Source organism: Lentzea pudingi (assembly GCF_014646255.1).
In the GTDB taxonomy this organism is placed as follows: domain Bacteria; phylum Actinomycetota; class Actinomycetes; order Mycobacteriales; family Pseudonocardiaceae; genus Lentzea; species Lentzea pudingi.
The window spans coordinates 588,012-606,016 of sequence record NZ_BMNC01000003.1; the positions used below are offsets into that span (position 1 = coordinate 588,012).

Annotated in this window: 14 protein-coding genes; all 14 read right to left on the minus strand. The window is 70.4% G+C overall.

Going from position 1 to position 18,005, the window contains the following annotated elements:
• Positions 1 to 45 precede the first annotated feature (45 nt).
• The 14 genes from IEY88_RS13680 to IEY88_RS13745 all read right to left on the minus strand — a co-directional run bounded on the left by IEY88_RS13680 (position 46) and on the right by IEY88_RS13745 (position 17,965).
• A complete protein-coding gene (locus IEY88_RS13680) occupies positions 46 to 1,008 on the minus strand; it encodes a hypothetical protein (protein WP_189155063.1) in 963 nt (320 codons plus the stop codon).
• 268 nt (positions 1,009 to 1,276) lie between these two features.
• A complete protein-coding gene (locus IEY88_RS13685; protein WP_189155064.1) occupies positions 1,277 to 1,951 on the minus strand; it encodes a 4Fe-4S single cluster domain-containing protein in 675 nt (224 codons plus the stop codon).
• The gene (locus tag IEY88_RS13690; RefSeq protein ID WP_189155065.1) at positions 1,948 to 3,189 is read right to left on the minus strand and encodes a hypothetical protein; all 1,242 of its coding nucleotides are present in this window, start codon (positions 3,187 to 3,189) and stop codon (positions 1,948 to 1,950) included. Before IEY88_RS13690 ends, IEY88_RS13685 begins: the two co-directional genes overlap by 4 nt.
• 20 nt (positions 3,190 to 3,209) lie before the next feature.
• On the minus strand, positions 3,210 to 3,806 hold the full coding sequence (locus IEY88_RS13695; protein ID WP_189155066.1) for an FHA domain-containing protein: 597 nt from the start codon (positions 3,804 to 3,806) through the stop codon (positions 3,210 to 3,212).
• Positions 3,803 to 5,764: an AAA family ATPase gene (locus IEY88_RS13700; protein ID WP_229693350.1), complete on the minus strand. Its 1,962-nt coding sequence runs from the start codon at positions 5,762 to 5,764 to the stop codon at positions 3,803 to 3,805. Before IEY88_RS13700 ends, IEY88_RS13695 begins: the two co-directional genes overlap by 4 nt.
• Positions 5,761 to 7,116: a hypothetical protein gene (locus IEY88_RS13705; RefSeq protein WP_189155067.1), complete on the minus strand. Its 1,356-nt coding sequence runs from the start codon at positions 7,114 to 7,116 to the stop codon at positions 5,761 to 5,763. The genes IEY88_RS13700 and IEY88_RS13705 overlap by 4 nt, the downstream gene beginning before the upstream one ends.
• Positions 7,117 to 7,150: 34 nt before the next feature.
• Positions 7,151 to 9,412: a protein kinase domain-containing protein gene (locus tag IEY88_RS13710; RefSeq protein ID WP_189155068.1), complete on the minus strand. Its 2,262-nt coding sequence runs from the start codon at positions 9,410 to 9,412 to the stop codon at positions 7,151 to 7,153.
• A complete protein-coding gene (locus IEY88_RS13715) occupies positions 9,409 to 10,614 on the minus strand; it encodes an OmpA family protein (protein ID WP_189155069.1) in 1,206 nt (401 codons plus the stop codon). Before IEY88_RS13715 ends, IEY88_RS13710 begins: the two co-directional genes overlap by 4 nt.
• Before the next feature lie 3 nt (positions 10,615 to 10,617).
• Positions 10,618 to 11,583, minus strand: a complete 966-nt coding sequence (locus tag IEY88_RS13720; protein ID WP_189155070.1) for a hypothetical protein — start codon at positions 11,581 to 11,583, stop codon at positions 10,618 to 10,620.
• Complete coding sequence (locus IEY88_RS13725) at positions 11,580 to 12,017, minus strand: hypothetical protein (RefSeq protein ID WP_189155071.1); 438 nt, start codon at positions 12,015 to 12,017, stop codon at positions 11,580 to 11,582. The genes IEY88_RS13720 and IEY88_RS13725 overlap by 4 nt, the downstream gene beginning before the upstream one ends.
• On the minus strand, positions 12,014 to 12,820 hold the full coding sequence (locus IEY88_RS13730) for a hypothetical protein (protein ID WP_189155072.1): 807 nt from the start codon (positions 12,818 to 12,820) through the stop codon (positions 12,014 to 12,016). The genes IEY88_RS13725 and IEY88_RS13730 overlap by 4 nt, the downstream gene beginning before the upstream one ends.
• Positions 12,817 to 13,611, minus strand: a complete 795-nt coding sequence (locus IEY88_RS13735) for a hypothetical protein (protein WP_189155073.1) — start codon at positions 13,609 to 13,611, stop codon at positions 12,817 to 12,819. Before IEY88_RS13735 ends, IEY88_RS13730 begins: the two co-directional genes overlap by 4 nt.
• 75 nt (positions 13,612 to 13,686) lie before the next feature.
• Entirely contained in the window at positions 13,687 to 17,022 is a 3,336-nt protein-coding gene (locus tag IEY88_RS13740; RefSeq protein ID WP_189155074.1) for a CHAT domain-containing protein, read from the minus strand.
• Positions 17,015 to 17,965: a hypothetical protein gene (locus tag IEY88_RS13745; RefSeq protein WP_189155075.1), complete on the minus strand. Its 951-nt coding sequence runs from the start codon at positions 17,963 to 17,965 to the stop codon at positions 17,015 to 17,017. The genes IEY88_RS13740 and IEY88_RS13745 overlap by 8 nt, the downstream gene beginning before the upstream one ends.
• Positions 17,966 to 18,005: the final 40 nt, after the last annotated feature.

Below are 18,005 nucleotides of genomic sequence, written 5' to 3' on the forward strand. Positions count from 1 at the left end.
CACTCACTGCCGCGGGTCTTCAACGAGATCTGACGGACGGGCACATCACTCCTCACCGAGGGCTGTGGCGGCGAGCAGGTCGAGCACCGCCCGATCGGTCAGCCTGCGAGCCACGAGTTCCGGCGACCACGTGGGCGAGGGGGGCGTGTGGTCGATCTCCTCGCCGGCCAGGCCGCGCGTGAACACCTCGACGACCACGTCGGCGGCGGCCCTGCTCGGGTGCTCGCCCCGTGCCACGCGGGCACCGATGTCCCGCACCGCCGCGCTCGCCAGTTCCCGCAGCGGCTCGGCAGCGGCGTGAGCGACCTCCGGGCCCTCCGAGGACGTCCTGGGCAACGGAACCGACGTGTGCTCCTTGTGCCCCAAAGGTCGTTCGACGTAGTCGGCGTACCACCGCGGCTTGGTGCGCATCGCCGCCAACACCGTCTGGACGTCGCGGACGATCTCGCGACGAGCCGACTCGTAGTCGCCGCCACCGGTGGTCGCGCGCTGCTCGGCCCACCACTCCACCGGCCAGATCGTGAGGCCGGCGGTGGCGTCGTTGCCCACGAACTCCAGCAGGTCCACGGCCAGCGCGGTGAGCCGCAGCTCCTCCCCGAGAGCGGCGGCGAGCCAACGAGGAACCCGCGGCCGCTGCAGCGCTCCTCGTTCGCCGCGCCTGCGCCGGTATCCGTTGATCGTGGCGATCTGGAGCCGCCCGCGCACCCACCCTTCAAGGTTGTGCACAGGAATCGTGGCGTGCCGGAAGACGTCGTCGAGCACGGCATCCATGTCGTCGTGGAACCGGTCGAGGCAGGTCGCCTCCAGACGCAACACCGAGCGGGCGCAACCCCTGTGCCCGCGCCTGAGTTCCAGTCTCCTGGTCAGGTGTGTGAACACGACCGGCTGGGTGATCTCGTACAGCGCGGTCCTCAGCCGACGGCGTTCCTGGACGGATGCCTCAGCAGCCACTTTCGCCAGCTCGCCCTGAACCGCGAGCAGGCGCACAGCATCGATTTCCTCGGTCATGGTCGCATCTCCCGAACAACGCCTGGATGAATTCGGCGTCGCCGAGAAAAGCTGTCACGACGCCATGGGTGGAATCCGTGAGATCACTTCATCCGATATGGGCGACGTTAGGGATGTCGTTCTCTTCTGCGCTATCAACCGCCGTACAAATAGCGAATTTCAGCTAGTTCGAACCTGCTTTCAAAGGTTTTTCTCAACCGGTGCGTCGTTCGTCTCAACCGGTGCTTCCAGTTCTGTCTTCACCGCCCGAGCCGACTTTCGCCTTGCCTCACTCCTGGTCTCGTCCGGACCTGCGCGCCGGACGCCAGGTGACGTCCTCGGGGGGCAGGCCCAGGTCGCGCAGGTCTCGCACGAGTCCGGGCAACGCACCGCGACGTGGCACTCCGATGAGCCACACGCCGCCGTCTTCCGACGGGCCGACCTGAAGTTGTGGTGACTCCGGCTCGTGGTCGACGTAGTTCGCGTAGCGACGCCTGGCCAGTTCGGTGCGCAGCACCATGCGCTGGTTCGCCGAGCCACGCCAGATCAACGAAGTCGGCGAGGCCACGTCGAACCGGCCCGTCACCAGCACGTCGGCCAGGTCGGCGGCACCGCGCTGGACCTCGTCCAGTTCGCTCTCGTCGTAGCCGGTGTAGAGCATCACGTCCTTGTCCTGGCCCGTCTCCCTGCGCACCGCACGGAGGAAGTCACGCAGGGCGGTGGGCTGCTGCAGGGGTTCGCCGCCGCTGATGGTGAGTCCGTCCGCGCCGGCGCGCACCGCGTCCAGCCAAAGCCGGACGAGGTCGTCCACCTCCACTTCAACGCCGCTACTCGGGTCCCACGTGTTCAGGGACATGCATCCTTTGCAGGCCAGGGAACAGCCCTGCACCCACAGTCCGAGTCGCCTGCCCGGTCCCAGGGCGGTGACGGGGAAGTGGGTGCGGCTCAACCGCAACGTGCTCACTGCACGGCCTCCGCCATCGGAGGTGGCACCTCGCCCGGCACCGGTTCGGGACGAGGTTGCGGCTCTGCCTCGGTCCGCAGGCCGCGGCGGTGCTGGACGGCCTCGGTGAAGCTCGGATCGCCGACCGTCTGGGTGAGCGCCGCGAAGTACGCCTCCTCGGCCGCGGCGTAGGCGGACCTGATCGCCCGCACGAACGGTTCCGGACCCATCTCGCCCTCCTCGCCACCGGCCGCGTGCTCCGGGCACAGCCGCGCGATCACCAGGCGGCGTTCAGCCTCGGCGTGCTCGCGCCGTTCGCGGTGCAACGCGTACGACTCCTGGAACGGGTGGCGGCGCGACAACCCCAGCAGGTACGACGTCGCGCCCGCCACGAGCAGCCCGCCGACGAACATCAGCACCACCGTGACCGGCGTGACGTGCAGGGGCGCCAGCTTCTCGCGCTGCAGGCTCAGCACCGCGCCGCACATCCACCCCAGCACGCACACCACGGCGACCCAGAACGCCATCGTGATCACCACGCCGGCGGTGAGCCGACGTTCGCTGCCCGTCGCCTGCCGCGAGCGGGCCACGAACGCCGACACGTGCGGCGTGGCCACCAGGAACACGGCCATCGACCCGCACAACGCCCAGATCGGGCCAGGAGCCAGCCGGTCCTCGAGGAAGTGCCCGAACACCAGGTGGTGCACCGGTGTCTGCGCCACGACCAGCAGAAGCAGCACCAGCAGACGCCACACGAGCCGGACGGGCACCGTTTCCCCCTCCCACACCGGATCGCCGCCCTCGGGGACGTCCTGTGCCGCGTCCACCGCGGCGTCGGCCTCGAGCGTGCCGGCCATCGGCTCGCGGGTACGGGCCGCGGTCACCGCGAGGGAGTTCATCGCGGCGCGCGCGGAGTCCATGAAGCTCCCGGCCTCGTCGCTCTGCTCACGCAGGTGCGCGGTGCGGGCATTCGCCTCGACGTGCCGCTCCAGCGCGGACTGCACGGCGCAGTCGCGCAGGTGCCGCAGACTCAGCACGTAGCTGGGGTCGAACGCCGCCGAACGTGGTGCATCGGGTGCGCCGAACGACCAGCCGTCCAGCACGTGCTTGCGCGCGTCGGCGACTCCCTGCGCCTGCGCCTCCGCGACCAGCACGGCCGCCGGGATGCGCGGGTCGACCTTCGATTCGGGCAGCGGCGTCTCGCCGACCGCCAGCCGCAGCCGCCGCGTCCGGGCACGGCTGCCAAGGGGAGTGCTCACTGCTGTGGTCCCATCGCTAGTCAGTGGTCGTAGAGCGTGACCGTGCCCTCGGCGTGCGCGCCGAACCGGACGACGTCGGCGGAGTGCAGCGCCGTGCGGACAGCCGGCTGGAGTTCGGTGCCGTTCACGAAGGTGCCGTTGGGCGTGTTGACGGGGGTGATCCACGCCATGCCGTCGGCGCCCACCCCGACGAGTGCGTGGCGGCGGGAGACGTTGGGGTAGGCGCGGAACACCTGTCCGTGCTCGCCCCGACGACCCAGTTCCGCCTGCTCACCGCGTTCGACCTCGACCTCGCCGTCGCGGAACCGCAAGTAGAGCTCAGGAGGGGTGAGCGACCGTCGGCAGTCGTCGTTGAGGCAGTCGGCGTTGGCCTCGTTGGGCGACTCGGTGTCGCAGTGCCAGCAGACCTTCTTGGACCACGGTTGACGCGTCGGAGCCGTGCCGGAGGACGTGGTGCCGGAGGAAGTGGCGCCGGAGGAAGTGGCGCCGGAGGTGGGCTCCGCCTCCGGCACCGTGGGCGCGGCGACCACGGGTTCCAATGGACACAGGTGCTCGGTGCAGAAGGACTCCTCGTCGGAGAAGACCTCGTTCGAGTCCTGCGGACAGCGCATGCTCATCGCGCGCCCCTCTCAACGTTCGTCCAGAGCGTTGCCCCCGCGCTGCCCTCGCCGGCCTGCAGTCCGGTGATCGAGATCCGATCACCCGGCTGAGCGTCGTCGTCGAACATCCGTCGCGCCAACGGGTTGATGAGAGCGCTCTCCAGCTGGTTGCCGATGCCGCGACCACCGTTGAACGGGTCCGCGGTGCACATGCCCTCCAGCTGCTGGCGTGCCGCGGGGGACAGGACGACCTCGATGCCCAGGTCGGTGGAGACCTTGCGCATCACGTTCGCCAGCTGGCCGTCGAAGATCCCGCGGGCGGTCGCCGCGTTGATGAAGTCGAACACCACGATGTTGTCGCCGAGCCGGTTGAGCAGCTCCGGCCTGCCGAGGGTGGTGGTGAAGTGGTCGCGGATCGCGTCCTTGACCTTCTGCTCCAGCTCGTCGTAACCCATGGTCGGGTTCACGAGCAGCTCGCGTTTCCGGGTGTCGGGATCGGTGCGGATGATGCCCAGGTTGGAGGTGAAGATGAGCACGCACTCGGTGAAGTACGTCGTCACGCCCTGGCCGTCGGTGAGCCGGCCGTCCTCCAGGATCTGCAGGAACTTGTCCAGCACCAACGGGTGCGCCTTCTCGATCTCGTCGAACAGCACGACCTGGAACGGTCTGGTGCGCACCGCGCCGGTCAGCTCACCACCCGCCTCGAACCCGACGTAGCCGGGCGGGGCGCCGGTGAGCCGGTCGGCGGCGTGCTCGGCGGAGAACTCGCTCATGTCGAACCGGAGGTAGGCCTGGGCGTCGCCGAAGAGCAGTTCGGCGACCTGCTTGGCCAGTTCGGTCTTGCCGACACCGGTGGGGCCGGCGAAGAACAGCACACCGCGTGGACGTGAGTCGGAGGTGTTGGCCTGAGCTCCGGACAACCCCAGCGCGGCACGCTTGAGGATGTCGAGCGTCTTCGCGACAGCCCGGTCCTGACCCTTCACCCTGTCGGAGATGACCCTCTCGCCCTTGATGATCTGCGTGCGCACGCTGCTGTGGCGCCAGGGGTTGTCGTCGACACCGAGTTTGTAGATCCGCACCGCGTCGGCCACGCGGTCGGCGCCCAAGTCGCGGTCCCGCGCCAGCAGCGTGATCCGCCGCATCGCCTGCAGCGTCATGCCCTCCGTGCGGCTGGCGAACACCTCGACCGGATCGGTCTTGGCGGCTGAGACGTCCTGGATGGACGGCGGAAAGATGGGCATGAGCAGTCTGGCCCGTTCCAGCCGGTGCTCCAGCGTCGGAAGGGCGACCGCGACCGACCTGATCGACTCCACCCCGGCGGTGAACCAGGCGGGCAGGTCGCGTTCGCCGTCCACGAGCCACAGCACCGGATTGTGCAGCGGAGCCTGTCGCGTGCCGGGGAACGTGTGCGCCTTGGCCGCCGACGCGAGCTTCTGGCACAGCAGGAAGAAATCCCGCTCCTCCTCGCTGAGCTGACCTGGTGCGCGCAACAGCCGGGCGGCGTGGTCGACGACCACGGCCACCCGTGCGGCCGGGCGCGCGACCGGCGCGACGGCGGGCGCCGACCGGGCGGCGGAACCGCCCGCCTCGACCGGCGGTTGCTCGGGCACGCCGACCGCCTTGGCCAAGTGCACCCGCAACCTCTCCGGGGACGGGCGCCGGCCGACGACGTTCGGGCCGAGGACGCGTTCGACCGCCTGCAGCACGGCCGGGTCGTTGGGCGGGTACACGCCGATGCCGTCGATCTGGTCGTAGGTGATCAGCGCCTCGAACCCGCTGGGCCGCAACGCGCTCCACAACGCCTTGTGCAGCGGCATGATCTCGCCGCCGACGAGGAATTCGTCGCGCAGGTTGCCGTGCAGCACGTACTGCGAGTGGACCGACAGGGTGCCGACGATCTCGTTGACGAAGGTGGGGTGGTCCGGCAGCAGGCTTCCGGCCGGCTGGGGGAGTACCGCGGTGCTGGCGTTCGTCACTTCAGCTTCCTCGCCTTCTCGTCCGGCCTGCTGATCTCGTCGCCCCGGCCGTCGTCGTGCCTGGACTCCTGGGCGACCGGCATGTCGCGGTTCATCCGCACGGTGACGTTCGTACCCGTGGACGAGACGTGCGCGCCCACCTGTTCGAGGTCGTCGGCGAACTCGGCGCAGCGTTCCCGATCGCGTGCCCTCGCCGCGTCACCCGTCGCGCCCTCCGGCCGATGGAGTCTGCTGTGGACAGTCCGCTTCTCGTCAACCCAAACAGTTCCGTTGTGCTGTCCGCCCCACTCGGCCTTGGCCACCTTCAGTCCGACGGCGTTGCGCGCGTCGAAGGTGCCGACCACCTCGTAGCCCTGTTCCTCCAGGCAGTGCTGGGTCGCCCGCAGCGCGAGCACCTGGTCGGCCTTGTCCTCCAGCCACGCCATGGCCTGCACCGCTTCGGCACGGGTCTGCGGGGTGAGGTCCTCGTCGCCGGACACGACCCTCCGCAACGCCTCCGCGGCGTCGCCGACCGAGATCGGAGGAGTGATCCTCGCCTCGGCGAGTGCGTCCGGCAGTGGTCCCGTCTCCATGGTCTGCAACCAGGTCGCGGCGAGCCTGCGCCGGGCGATCTTCGGGTTGATGTCCTCGGTGACACGCCTTCGCAGTTCCTCGCAGTAGACGTCGCCGTCGGCTTCGGACCGCGCGACCTTCGCCGCCAGCGTGAGCACGGCCGTGCGGTCGTCGTCGCCCGCGTCTGGGTCGAGCAGGCCGAGGACGCGGTGCACCTCGTCCGGAGAGACTGCCGGCGCGGCGACAGCGGGCCTGGGAGCGGCGACCGCGGCGTAACGGGACCGCAGCACCTCTTCGTACGCGTCCAGCGTGCCGTCGACAGCTGCGGCCACCGCGGGGTTCGGTGCGGAGAACAACCCCAGCCGCGGGCGGGGAAGCCGGCGGTCCAGGGCGGCCTGCGCCTGCGCGAGCGCGTCCTGCGCCTGCGCGGCCAGCCTGCCGAGCTCGGCCGGGTTCTTGCTCGCCGTCAACCGCAGCGGCTGCGGCACCGTCATCGGTATGCCGGCCGCGACGACGCGCTCGTGCAGCAGCCGTATGCGCGCGTTGATCGCGACGACGTCGGCGGCCGCGGCCTGCCACCGCAGCGTGTCCTCGGCCCGCGCCTCGATGGAGGCGATCTCCGCCTCGGTCCGCTCACCGGCATCGGCGATCGCGCGGACACCGCCCTCGATCGCCGCGTTGGCGCCTCGGACCACCAGCACCGCCGCGCCCGCGACGACCACGGCGCCGACGAGAACGACCGCACCCGCGGCCACCGCCGGCAGCACGACGGGCGCGAGCATGATTCCACCACCACTCATCCTGACCTCCTCGCCGGATACTTGACGGACGACCTCAGCTCGTCGCGATGATCGCCAGTTCCTCGCGGTCCTGTTCGCGCCACGCGAGGTGTCGCTGGACCGTCCACATCACCATCAGAGCCACCACGACGAACGGGACGAACACCGGCTGGAAGATCGTCAGCGCGGCGAGAGCGGCCAACGTCACCAGCACCACCGGTACCGCGATCCGCCTGGTCAGCAGGCGTCGCGCTATCCGTCCGAACACGACACGACTCGCGCCGAGGAACGAGTAGGCCGGGTGGTAGCGCTGTCCCGCGTCCCACGCCAGCAACGACTCCGCGACGAGCGACACCGCGAGCGCGACCACGGACGCCAGGTAGGTGTCGAGGATTTGGTCCTCGCTCGCGTACCCGACGACCTCGCTGAGCGTCACGAGCGCGTACAGGGCCACCGCCAGCACCACCACGGCTACCGCGGCGTACCCGAGCGCCATCGGCCGGTTCAACCGGCGCAGCGTCTCGCGTTGCCAAGCGGTCCGGCGCAGCCACGCGTCGTGGGCACGTCGCCCGCGTTCCTCGGACTCGAGCCGATCAGTTTCGCGGTTCGCGTACGGGATCAACGCGAGCGCTATCCACCAGTAGTCCTCTTGTCGCACCAAGTCCGCGAACCACGGCAACTGCAGGGCCCGGTCCTCACGGCTGAGCCTGTGCCGCAGCTCGGATCGCGTGTCCTCGGTGGCGCAGGCCGCGAGGAGCGAAAGCACGATCCCCAGCGAGGCGCGTTGCCGCAACAACCGTTGGAACTCGGCGCGCGCGTCCTCGTCACGAAGACCGCGGGCCAGCTCGCGCAGCCTGCCTTCCTCGCCGTGCCAACGAGATCTCACCTCTGCCAGGCCGTCGCCGCCCTTGGCGGTCGCGAACATCGGCAGGAGGTCGGCCCGCCACAGATCGGTGACGACGGCCGCGGCGGCGCCCTCGTCCTGGTCGAAGGCCTCCTGGGCGAGCAACGGCAGTGACGCGCGGCTCACGTCGCGGTCCCGATAGGCCGGTGGGTGTTCCGGATCCATGCGGCGCAACAGGTGCAGCAACCTGGTGTCGTTCGAACGGCGCCCGCGCGGCTCGCGCACCAGGTCGCCCTGGTCGGGGAACTGCTTGAGCCATTCGGCCAGTTCTCGCCTGCGGGGACCGCCGCCGTCGCCGAACAACCGTTCACGCGCGACGTTCCAGTGCCTCGTCATCGACACGGCCAGCAGGTCGCGCGCGTGGTAGTCGGCGCCGAGGAACTCGTACGGCTGCGAGGCCTCCTGGCTGCTCGGAGTCGGTACGGGAGCCGCTACGACTCCGGGTGACTCCCCGCGCAGCCACGCGTCGACCTCTTCGGCTCCCCAGCGGTGCCGCCGGTCGGGTGTGAGCAGTCCCCGGCACAACATCGCGATGCGCTCGTCCGGCACCCGATCCGCGTCCAGCACCCGGACCGCCAGTTCCGACATGACGATGTCGCGGTGCACGCCGGCCCAGAGCGCCTCGCCTCTCGCGAGTTCCAGGACGGTGATCCCGAGCGACCACCAGTCGAACGCGGGGCCGATCGCGCCACCGCCGAGGTACTCGGGCGGGGTGTAGGGCAAGGTGCCGACGGTGTCGCGTTCCTCTCGCCGGTAGATCACCGGACCGGGAACGTGCACGCTGATGCCGAAGTCGGCGATGGCGACCTCCAGCGGCTCAACCGATCGCACCAACACGTTGGCGGGCTTGAGGTCACGGTGCACGATCTTGTTCTCGTGCAACGCCTTCAGTCCTGTGCTGAGCTGCCGCACGAGTTCGGTCAGCACATCGGCGCCGGCACTGGACGGATCCCTGTTCCGCCACGCGAGCACCGTGCCGCCGGTGATGTGCTCCATGACCTCGAACGGCCGGTTCTCCGCGAGACCGACCTCGTGCACCAGCACGACGTTCGCCGGCCGGTTCCTCGTCAGGTACCAGGCCACGTGCGTGTCGAGGCCGGGCGGGCGGTGGTGGACCTTGAGCACCCTGTCCGCTCCGGACGCGCGCTCCTTCACCAGGAAGACCTCACCTTGCGCGCCGTTGCCGGTCAGCTCGCGCACGACCTCGAAGCGGTCCAGCAGTTCCGCCGGCAGCAGACGACCGGCGGGCATCGGCTCGCGCCCGGGGTCGGTCAGCGTTCGCGGTTCAGATCCAGGCCGGACGCGCCCTTCGTCGAGTTCGGTCTGCGCCTCGGCGAGTTGCCCGGCCGCGCCGACGGGTGCGTCGCGGCCGGGGTCTCGCACGGTCGGTGCGTCCTGCTCTGGCGTGGTCATCGCGCGGAGCAGCTCAGTTCGACGACGACCGAACGGTTCTGCGCGGCAGGGCCGGGCAGCAGCACCCCACCGGGACCGAGGTCGGTGACGTGGTGCGGGCCAGTGGCACCGTCACCCCGGGTCGTGATGCGGTCCGGGGCGATACCGAGTCGTGTCAGCAGTTCCTTCACCTTCTCGGCCCGACGCTTGGAGAGGTCCTTCAACCCGGCTTCCGGCCCGACGGTGGCGGTGTTACCGATGAGGGTGAACTTCTCGTTGCCGTTGGCCACGGGCGTCGCGAGGTCTCGGACAGTGCGTTCGGCCGCGGCGGGATCACGGAGTTCCGCCTGGTCGGGCACGAACCCGACGGCACCGCTGTCGCTCAGCACGGTGGTGCCGCACTCCTTGAACGGAGGCGGTGGCTCCGGCAGCTTCACCTGGGCCACCGGCACGGTGGTCTCGAACGCGTCCCGTCGTGAGGCGACCTGCACGTCGCCCGCGCACGAGGCACCGGAGGCGGTGACCACCGCGCGCCACAGGTCGACGACCTTGCCGCGCAGGTTCTCGTCGAGCGCGGCCTGTGGTTCGGCGGTGCCGCCGAGACCGACCAGCAGCACCGACTTCCCGGACAGCTGGGGCAGCAGGTTGCCGCTCTTGAGGTAGGCGGCCACGTCGGCGGGCACGACGTTGAACATGCGGTTGTCCAGGTAGGACAGTGCTCCGGCGGTGGAGAGCCCCGAGTCGATCAGTACGACGGTGCCGCCGGACGGGGTGACCCTGCCCGCCTCGGCGAGCGCACCGAGCACGTCGGCCTCGGCCTTCTTCGGCTCCAGGTTCGTGACGACCGAGGAGACCTTCTCCACGGCCTCGTTGACCGCCTTCTCCTTGCGCGCCTCGTTCGCGGCGTCGATCTTCACGTCGGCGCTCAACGCGACGGTCGGCTGCCCGTCGACCCGGACGACCTGGAGCAGTCCGCCCCTGGTCGCGGTCGCCTTGACGAGCGCCTTCACCTCGCCCGGCAGGCTGGGGCGCTGGCTGCCCATGCGCGCGCCGACGACGAGGGTCAGCGGCTCGCCGGAGGCCGCGGGGCACCCACCGGCCGGAACCGCGTCCTCCCCTCCGGACGAGCCGGCGGGGTCGTTCTGGGAGCAGGCGGTCAGCGCCGCGGCCGTGATGACCGTGAGCAGTCCGGCTATGACCTGACTTGTGCGGTTGTTCGACATGTCCTACTCGGCTTCCTCGTCGGGCTTCCAGGTCGGTGGTGGCTGCGGGTTCTCGCCCTCGGGCGGAACGGCGCCCGGCCTGCGGAACCGCAGGGTCGGGCTCGTTCCCGGATCGGACGGCTCGGGTCTCCCTGCCGGGAGGCGGGATCGGTTCTCACGCGGAGGGGGGACCGCCCGCGGGTGTTCGGCTGACAACGGGCCGGTGCCCGTCTCGAGCAACTTGAGCTGGATCTCGCGCCGCAACCGTTCGGCGGCGGCGTTGCAGCGGACCTCGAGGGCGAGCCACGCCTGAGCGTGCTCGTCACGCGCCTTGTCGACGGCGACGGCGAGCTTGGTGACGCCTTGGAGCCTGGCCTCCAACCGGCTGTGCTTGGCCGCCGCCTTGGTGCGGCGGGACAAGGCGCGCGCGTACTGCTTGGCCTCCGGCTGGTACCGGAGGAAACCGGCTCCACCCGACACCACGCCCGTCGCGACGTAGAGAGCCAGGAAGAGCAGTGCGGCGAGGTGCTGCTCGTGCAGCGCGGCGTCGGACACGCCGGTCTGCTCCACGCCGTCGACCACGAACGCGGTACCGATGTCGAGGCTCGTGTACTCCCAGCGGAACGCGAACGCCGCGGCTCCCAGCACGACCCAGCCGGCCAGACTGAGCAGGGAGACCGTTCGTGCGCCCACCGCGTGCCGGGTGCCAACGGCCTTCTTGGCCTGCTGTCCGGCGGTGTGGGACATCGCCACGCAGACGACGGTGAAGCCGGCGACGACGATCCAGAGCATCTCCTCGGATTCGTCGATCGCGGGCAGCAGCACCTGGTGGAACGTCACCAGGTCGACGCCCATGGCGGCGAGCAGCACGAAGTAGTACAGGCCGGTGCTCCACGGGGAGTGCCCGGCGATCAGCGACGGGTCGCCGTGGATGGTGGTGCGGCGGCGCAGCGGCCCGAACTTCTGACCGCTCACGGGTGTCGTCGTCATGAGCTCCTGCCTCGGCGCTTGTTTCGTGGTTCCGGGTCGTAGAAGGGGGAATCGGGATCGCTGAGCCGTTCCAGCGCGTGCGACACCGCGCCCTCGAGGTCGTCCAGCACGTTCTCCTGGTCGTCGTGGTGGACCTGGTAGAAGCCCTTGGACTCGCTGACGCGGACGGCGAGAAGATCGAGTTCGGCCGTCACGATGTCGTGGCGCGCCTTGACGTTCGCGAGCCAGTCGGCGATGTGCGTGTCGACGTACGCGGCCAGCACGGGCTCGGCGGCCGTGGCGTTCGTCTGGCTGACCTCGGCGGCCAGTTCGAGCGCCTTCTCGCGGACCTCCGACAGGTCGAGCTTCGGAGACGACTGCCCGCGCAGTTGTGGAAGGCGTCTGCGTATCTGCCTGAGCGACAGGGAGGCTCGCAGGAACGGGAGTGACTTCACGGGGACTCCTGGATCTCGTCGGCGGGGTGCGTGATCGGCTGCTTGCGGCCGGTGCGCCGCACCGGTGGTGTCACCTGCCTGGCGAGGCGGTGCAGCTCGAACGGGCCACGTCCGAGGTCGGCGGGGTCACCGACCGGCTCCTCCAGCACCCACGACGGCAGGAGCTGGGCGGTGTAGTGCAGCCACGCCGCGATGTACACGCCTTCGGGGTGGATGTGGACGTTGTGCTCCCAGTACGCCTGCACCCTGGTCGCGTAGTGCTCGCTCAGGGCGCGGGCGTCGGCCTGCGCCACCGCGAACTCGTTCCTGATCCGCTCCTCGACCACCGCGGTCCGGCTGCTGATGTCGTCGCGGGCCTGCAACTGGGCGTTCTGCCGCGCGATCGCCTGGGCGATGCGGTGGTCGCGGCGCCGGTCGGATCGGCTGCGCGCCTTGTGGCCGTTGCCCTGGATCAACTCGTCGTAGCTGCGTGGACGGAGTTCTTCCTCTGTGAGCGCGGCATGAGCCTCGACGACGAGCTGTGCCGTCCGGACGAGTGCCTCCCCGGCGAGCGCCCAATCCTTGCGCAGCTTCGCGAGCGCTGCCCTGTCGTCGTCGACCTGCCTCTCGAACCTCTGGTGCACGACCGTGATCTCGTGCAGCGCCTTGCTCAGCAGGACGTCCGGGTACGGCGCGGAGATCGCCTCACCCGTCTCGGCGAGCGTCTGCACCGCCACCAGGGACGGAACGCAGTCGCGCCCGTCGCGCCGTCCCCGGCCGCGGTCCTTGACCTTGCGCAGCGGCCCGTACCGCGGCGCGCTCACGGCTGCTCCAGAGGCGACAGGACCGTGACGACCTGCCGGTGCGAGTCGAGCGCGGCGCGGTGCCGCAGCGCGAGCTTGGCCAGAGCGTTGACCTGCGCCCGCTGGTCCGCCACGTCGGCCTGTCCCGGCACACCCTCTTCTGGCACCGGGAGGTCGAGGTGGACGATCGTGTCGAGCGCGGCCAGGACGTGCCCGGCCGCGGCGAGGTCGGCCGCGTTGCGCAGACCAGCCGTGGCCCTGTCGAACGCTGCCCGCAGTCGTGCGCCGCAGTCCTCGTCCTCCTGATCGCCGAGTCGTTCCGCCTCACCGATCACCAGGCGCGCGCGGGCGATCCGGCGGTCGGTCGTGCGGCGCAACAGGGAACAGAGCACCGCCAGTTCAGGGTGGCTCGCGACTCTCGGCGCCTGACCCTGCGGGTTCCAGATGCTGTCGTCCGGAGTCTTCCGCCTGCGTGCCAACGTGTGCGGGGCGGTGGCCGCATCGGCGGCCACCAGCATCGCGGTGTCCGCGGTGGCGGACACCATCCGTTCCGCGTCGCCGTGGCGCTCGCCGCGGTCGAGGAGGACGGCTCCCTCCTCCTGGCGAAGCAGGACGGACACGACCTCACGCGTCAGGCGGGTCAGCCTGCCGGGGTGTTCCGGCCGCTGTGCGCACATGCGGGTCACCGCGTTCCGCACCAGCGCGGAGTGCGCACGCCTGCGGCGGATGCCCAGCACCCACGCCAGCGCGGTGGCCACCAGTGCGATCACGAGCGCTGCCACCAGCGCCCACAACACGTTGTTCCAGTCCACGTTGTCTCCATGACGGATTACCGGCCTCGGCCGATCTGGTGAGCTCGTTCCCGTCCATTTCGGACCCGGCGTGCCTCAGCCTCCGTGGTGCGCGATTGCCGCCCACTCGTCTATGGCGGACCGCTCGAGCAGTTCTCGCTGCACCTCGCGCAGAGCGGCACCGGGAGTGCTGCCGTCCGCCGACGCCAGCAGGTGGTGGACGCGCCGCACCAGGTCACCGGAGGTCGGCCATCGGGCCGCGAGGACGTGCCGCGCTCCACCGGCCAGGAAGCGCGCCGGCAACGTTTTGGCGTCGTCGTGGACGTCCCCGCGCAGCACGTGGTCCGGGAGTGTCACCAGCCCCACGTCTGCTGGTGGCGGCACCAGGTCACCGCCGTGCAAGGTGAGCGCGGACCTGCCGGGATCGTCGAGTTCGGACGTCGCGCGGCAGCCCAGATGCAGGACGTCGAGGCCGTGCGCCATGGCGGCGAGCACTTCCTCCGGCGTACCCGCGCCGTCAGGCGACTGCCGCCACGGTCGTGGTGGACCACCATGACCGCCGAGGAACACACCGCCACAACGGCTTTCGTCGCGCATGCTCTCGGCCGTCACGGCGGCTGCGGCGGCGTCCCTGCCTGGATTGCCGACGAACACGGCCCGAGGGGGAACGGCCGTGCCGCCGACGTGAGTGGACAGCACGGCAGCGGCGGGAACCAGCGTGATCTCGTTGTCCTGCAGCAGGAACCGGCGCCGGCCGTCCACGTCCCGGTGTGCCGCCTCCCAGGGCACGCGACCCAGTTCGCCCACTGGCACCAGTGCGAGCCGTGCGTCCTGCCAGGGTTCGAACACCGGACCGGCGACCTCCCAAGCCCATGCGCACAGCGCGGTGACCTCGTCCCGCCACACCTGCCGGCGCGGTGCCGTTCTGGCGTCCGCCTGGAAGGTCTCGAGAGCCCTGCGGAAACGGGAGATCCGTTCGACGCGCAGCAGAGGAAGCGGGGTCACGCGGACCGGTCTGTCCGCAGGCACGACCACACCCACGCCAACGTGGAGATCGTTGCGCGGCAGGAGGTAGATGAGCGCGTCGGTGCCGGTGGCGCGAAGAGCGGACTGCACCTCGGCGGTTCCGAACCCGCGCGGAACGATGTCCAACGCCATCGCTCTCCTGGTTTCCAGCACCCGCACGAGGCCGTCGTCGTCCTCGTCGGCGAGGCACCACACGGTCACCTGCTCGCCGTTCGAGTGGGCCGCGGTCAGGCCGAGTTCGCGGCTTCGCTCGCGGTCACCGGGAAGGCCCCGCGAGCGCAGCCGGCGGGCGAGCCCGAGTGCCGCCTCCGGGTGCCCGGAGCGCGACCACTCGGCTTCCGCCGAGGCCATCTCCTCGTCGCGAGCTTCGGGCTGCGTCGGCAGCAGCTTCACCATCGTGGCCCTGGCGACGCCGGAGGCGATCCCCACGAGGAGCTCCTGCGGAGATCCCTTCGGAGAGTCGGCAGCGAACTGCTCGACGACCTGCTGGAGCGCGAGCGCCCGGTCCACGTCTCCCGCCATCACCGCGGACCGCAGTTCAGCCGCCTTGCCGAACAGGGAGTCGAAGTCGGAGACGGGGTTCAGAACCTCCGCGGGGACCTCCGGCGCGGTGCTGCGCGGCGTACCGAAACCCATGGACAGCAGGCGCACGGAGTGCTGCAGCCGATCCCGTTCCGCGCCGGGGGCGAGCGCGTCGACCCGCCACGCCAGTGCGATGTAGTCACTCGTCAGCGCACGGAAGTCCTGGCCGGCTCGGAGACGCTCCGACAACGCGCGGGTCAGCGCGATCATTTCCGCTCCGACCGCGTCGGCCTCGGAGTCGGGTCTGGTCGTGCGGAACAAGTCGTAGAAGGGCGTCATCAGGGCGAGTTCCAGCGGATCGGCGGACCCGCCCGCCACGTACGCTCGGTTGATCGAGCTCAGATAGGCGACGAGACCGGCGAGCGCGTTGTTCTCCGCGTCCGGCATGTTCTTCCGCACCGTGTCGGCGAGGTCGCACAGGTCCCGCAACTCCACGCCCAGGTCGTCGTCCGGCCGCGTCAGCTCGGCCATCCACCGAGTGCGCAGGAGCAGCAGCCTGATCGTCAGCTGCGCGCGGAGCCGCTGGTCGATGTCCGGCGGTGCGTCCAGCACCGCGCGTTCTGCGTCGGCCAGCCAGTCGCGCACGTCGTAGCGGGCCAGCACGGTGTGGACACCGAACTGCTCGGCCGCGGCCTCCGCCGCCTCGAAGCGGGTGATCCTCAGCTGAACGGTTCCGTCGTGCTCCTCGCCTGCCACGGCCAGAGCGGCACCGGCCCAGTCGAGCACCGGCCAGAGGTGCTCCGCGCCGACCAGGCGGGTGAGGGAGGCGTGCGCGTCGGCGAGCATGCTCAGCACCCAGGCCGAGCGGCCTGCCGCGGTGTCGGCGACCTCGGTCAGCGCCCGCACTCCGGCCAGAAGCCCGTCGGCGTCGTCCCGGTCGTTCGCGCGCAGGCACTTCAGGACGCCGTGATTGGTCGCGTGATCCGGGTCGAGCTCCTCGACGGCCAGCACGGCGTCGTACTCGCGGAGGGCCTCGTCGGCGTCGTCGGTCGTGTCGCGTTCCAGGTACCGGACGCACAGCAGGCCCGCCAGCAGTGTTCTGGCCTGGTGGACACCCGGCATCTCCGCCACAAGATCGCGCAGCGCGCTCGCCGCGGTGATCGCGGCGTCGAGCAGGGGCAACTCACCGGTGAGCCGGTGGCGCTCCTCTTGTACGAGTGCGAGCGCTTCCCAGGCCTCCGGACGACTCGTGTCTCCTTCGGGCAGTTCGGCGAGGACGGCTGTGAGGCCGGTCGCCGCGTGCTCCAGATGGCCGAGGTCGAGCGTGTGCGGGTAGGCCCAGCGGTGTGCCAGCGCCAGTTCTCGCTGGAAGGACAGCAGTTCTTCGCGGTCGTGCACGACGGCGGCGTGACCGGCGAGGGCATCGAGGAGCCGGCCTGCCTCCTCGGCGGTGAAGTCGCCGGTGGCGAGCCGGACCTTGGTCAGTTCGGCGGTGTCGACCGCGGCCCACTCGGCGAGGTCCGCGGGTGCGCTCGCGTCCGCGGCCACGAGCGCGAGGTTCGAGAGCGCCGAGGCGAGCAGTTCCTCGGATCCGGTGTGCTCAGCGAGGTAGGTGAGGGCGCCCGCGGAGCGGAACCGCCACAGGTGAGCGCAGGGGTGGCCGGGCAGGTGGCGCAGCGCGAAATCGATCAGGTCGACGCCGCGCTGAACCTCGTGGGGTTCCGCTGCCTCCTCGGCGTCGTCGAGCAGGTCGAGCAGTGCTAGCCCTGTCGACCCGGCATCCACCGGGTCCACGGCGTTCTCGTCGGCCCGCAACGACTCCGCGAGCCGTGCGGCGTTCAGCCGAAGGTCGTCGGGCGGTGGCTCGGGCATCGGTTCAGACATGGGCGATGACCTCCCGAACCTCGGCCAGTGCCCCGTCGAACCGCAGTTGGTCCGCGAGCAGTGAGGCGGCCTGGTGCCGGGGGACGAGCCCGCGGTCGGCGAGCTGGACCACGGCGGTGCGGAGGGCCTGGGGCTGCGCACCGGACGGCGCCGAGGCGACGGCCGTGGCGATCACGTCCACGACGACCGCGTCGGAGCTGTGAGCGTTCTCGTGGTCACCGGAGGTCCAGGCGCTGTCGTCCTCCAGCGGCTGCGTGTGCGCGTCCGGGCGCCGGCCGAGCGGTCGGTCGATGTAGGCGTCGTACCAGGACACGTACTCCGGGGAGGTGCGGGTGCCGACGTTGACGCGGTGCCCGCCGCTGCACACCGACTTGACCGTGCGCAGGATCGCGGGCAGGCGCTCGAGGTAGTAGGGGATGGGCTGGTCGAACTCCTTGGCACAGCGTTCGGCCAGCCTGCGTAACAGGTAGGCCTGCCCGGGTAAGGGCGACGAGTAGCCGGCCTCGTCCGCCAGGTGACCCAGCACCGCACGGTGCTCCTCGTCGGGTAGCGCGCGGCCGAACCTGTTGTGTCGCACGGTTTTCGGTTTCACCTGCGCGCCCTGGTGGGCTCGGTAGCCGCGGAACACGTCGACCACCCGCTTGCGCACGTGGGACCGCACCGCCCCGATGAGGTTGGTGCGGTCGGCACCGTGTTCCGTCAGGAAATCGCAGACGATCTGCAACACGTCCACCACCAGGTCACGACATACGCACTCGCCGGTCAACTCGAACAGGGCGGACCGCTGGGCACGCCCGACGCGGAGTCCGGGCATCGCGAGCGTCATGTCGCACCGGCTGACGAGGTGGCTGCGGTGCAGGTCGGTTCGGGGCTTGTGCAGCTCGGCCAGTGTGACCTGAACGACTTCGGCCGAAAGGAGGAACGTCTGCGGCGGCAAAATCATGAGAGTTTCCTACACTAACAGAAGTTTCTATGTGAACACG

Excerpts from the sequence above, each read along its gene's own strand:
- IEY88_RS13715 (WP_189155069.1), bottom strand. The coding sequence starts at position 10,614 with ATGTCGAACAACCGCACAAGTCAGGTCATAGCCGGACTGCTCACGGTC.
- IEY88_RS13680 (WP_189155063.1), bottom strand. The coding sequence starts at position 1,008 with ATGACCGAGGAAATCGATGCTGTGCGCCTGCTCGCGGTTCAGGGCGAG.
- IEY88_RS13740 (WP_189155074.1), bottom strand. The coding sequence starts at position 17,022 with ATGTCTGAACCGATGCCCGAGCCACCGCCCGACGACCTTCGGCTGAAC.
- IEY88_RS13710 (WP_189155068.1), bottom strand. The coding sequence starts at position 9,412 with ATGACCACGCCAGAGCAGGACGCACCGACCGTGCGAGACCCCGGCCGC.
- IEY88_RS13720 (WP_189155070.1), bottom strand. The coding sequence starts at position 11,583 with ATGACGACGACACCCGTGAGCGGTCAGAAGTTCGGGCCGCTGCGCCGC.
- IEY88_RS13695 (WP_189155066.1), bottom strand. The coding sequence starts at position 3,806 with ATGAGCATGCGCTGTCCGCAGGACTCGAACGAGGTCTTCTCCGACGAG.
- IEY88_RS13705 (WP_189155067.1), bottom strand. The coding sequence starts at position 7,116 with ATGAGTGGTGGTGGAATCATGCTCGCGCCCGTCGTGCTGCCGGCGGTG.
- IEY88_RS13745 (WP_189155075.1), bottom strand. The coding sequence starts at position 17,965 with ATGATTTTGCCGCCGCAGACGTTCCTCCTTTCGGCCGAAGTCGTTCAG.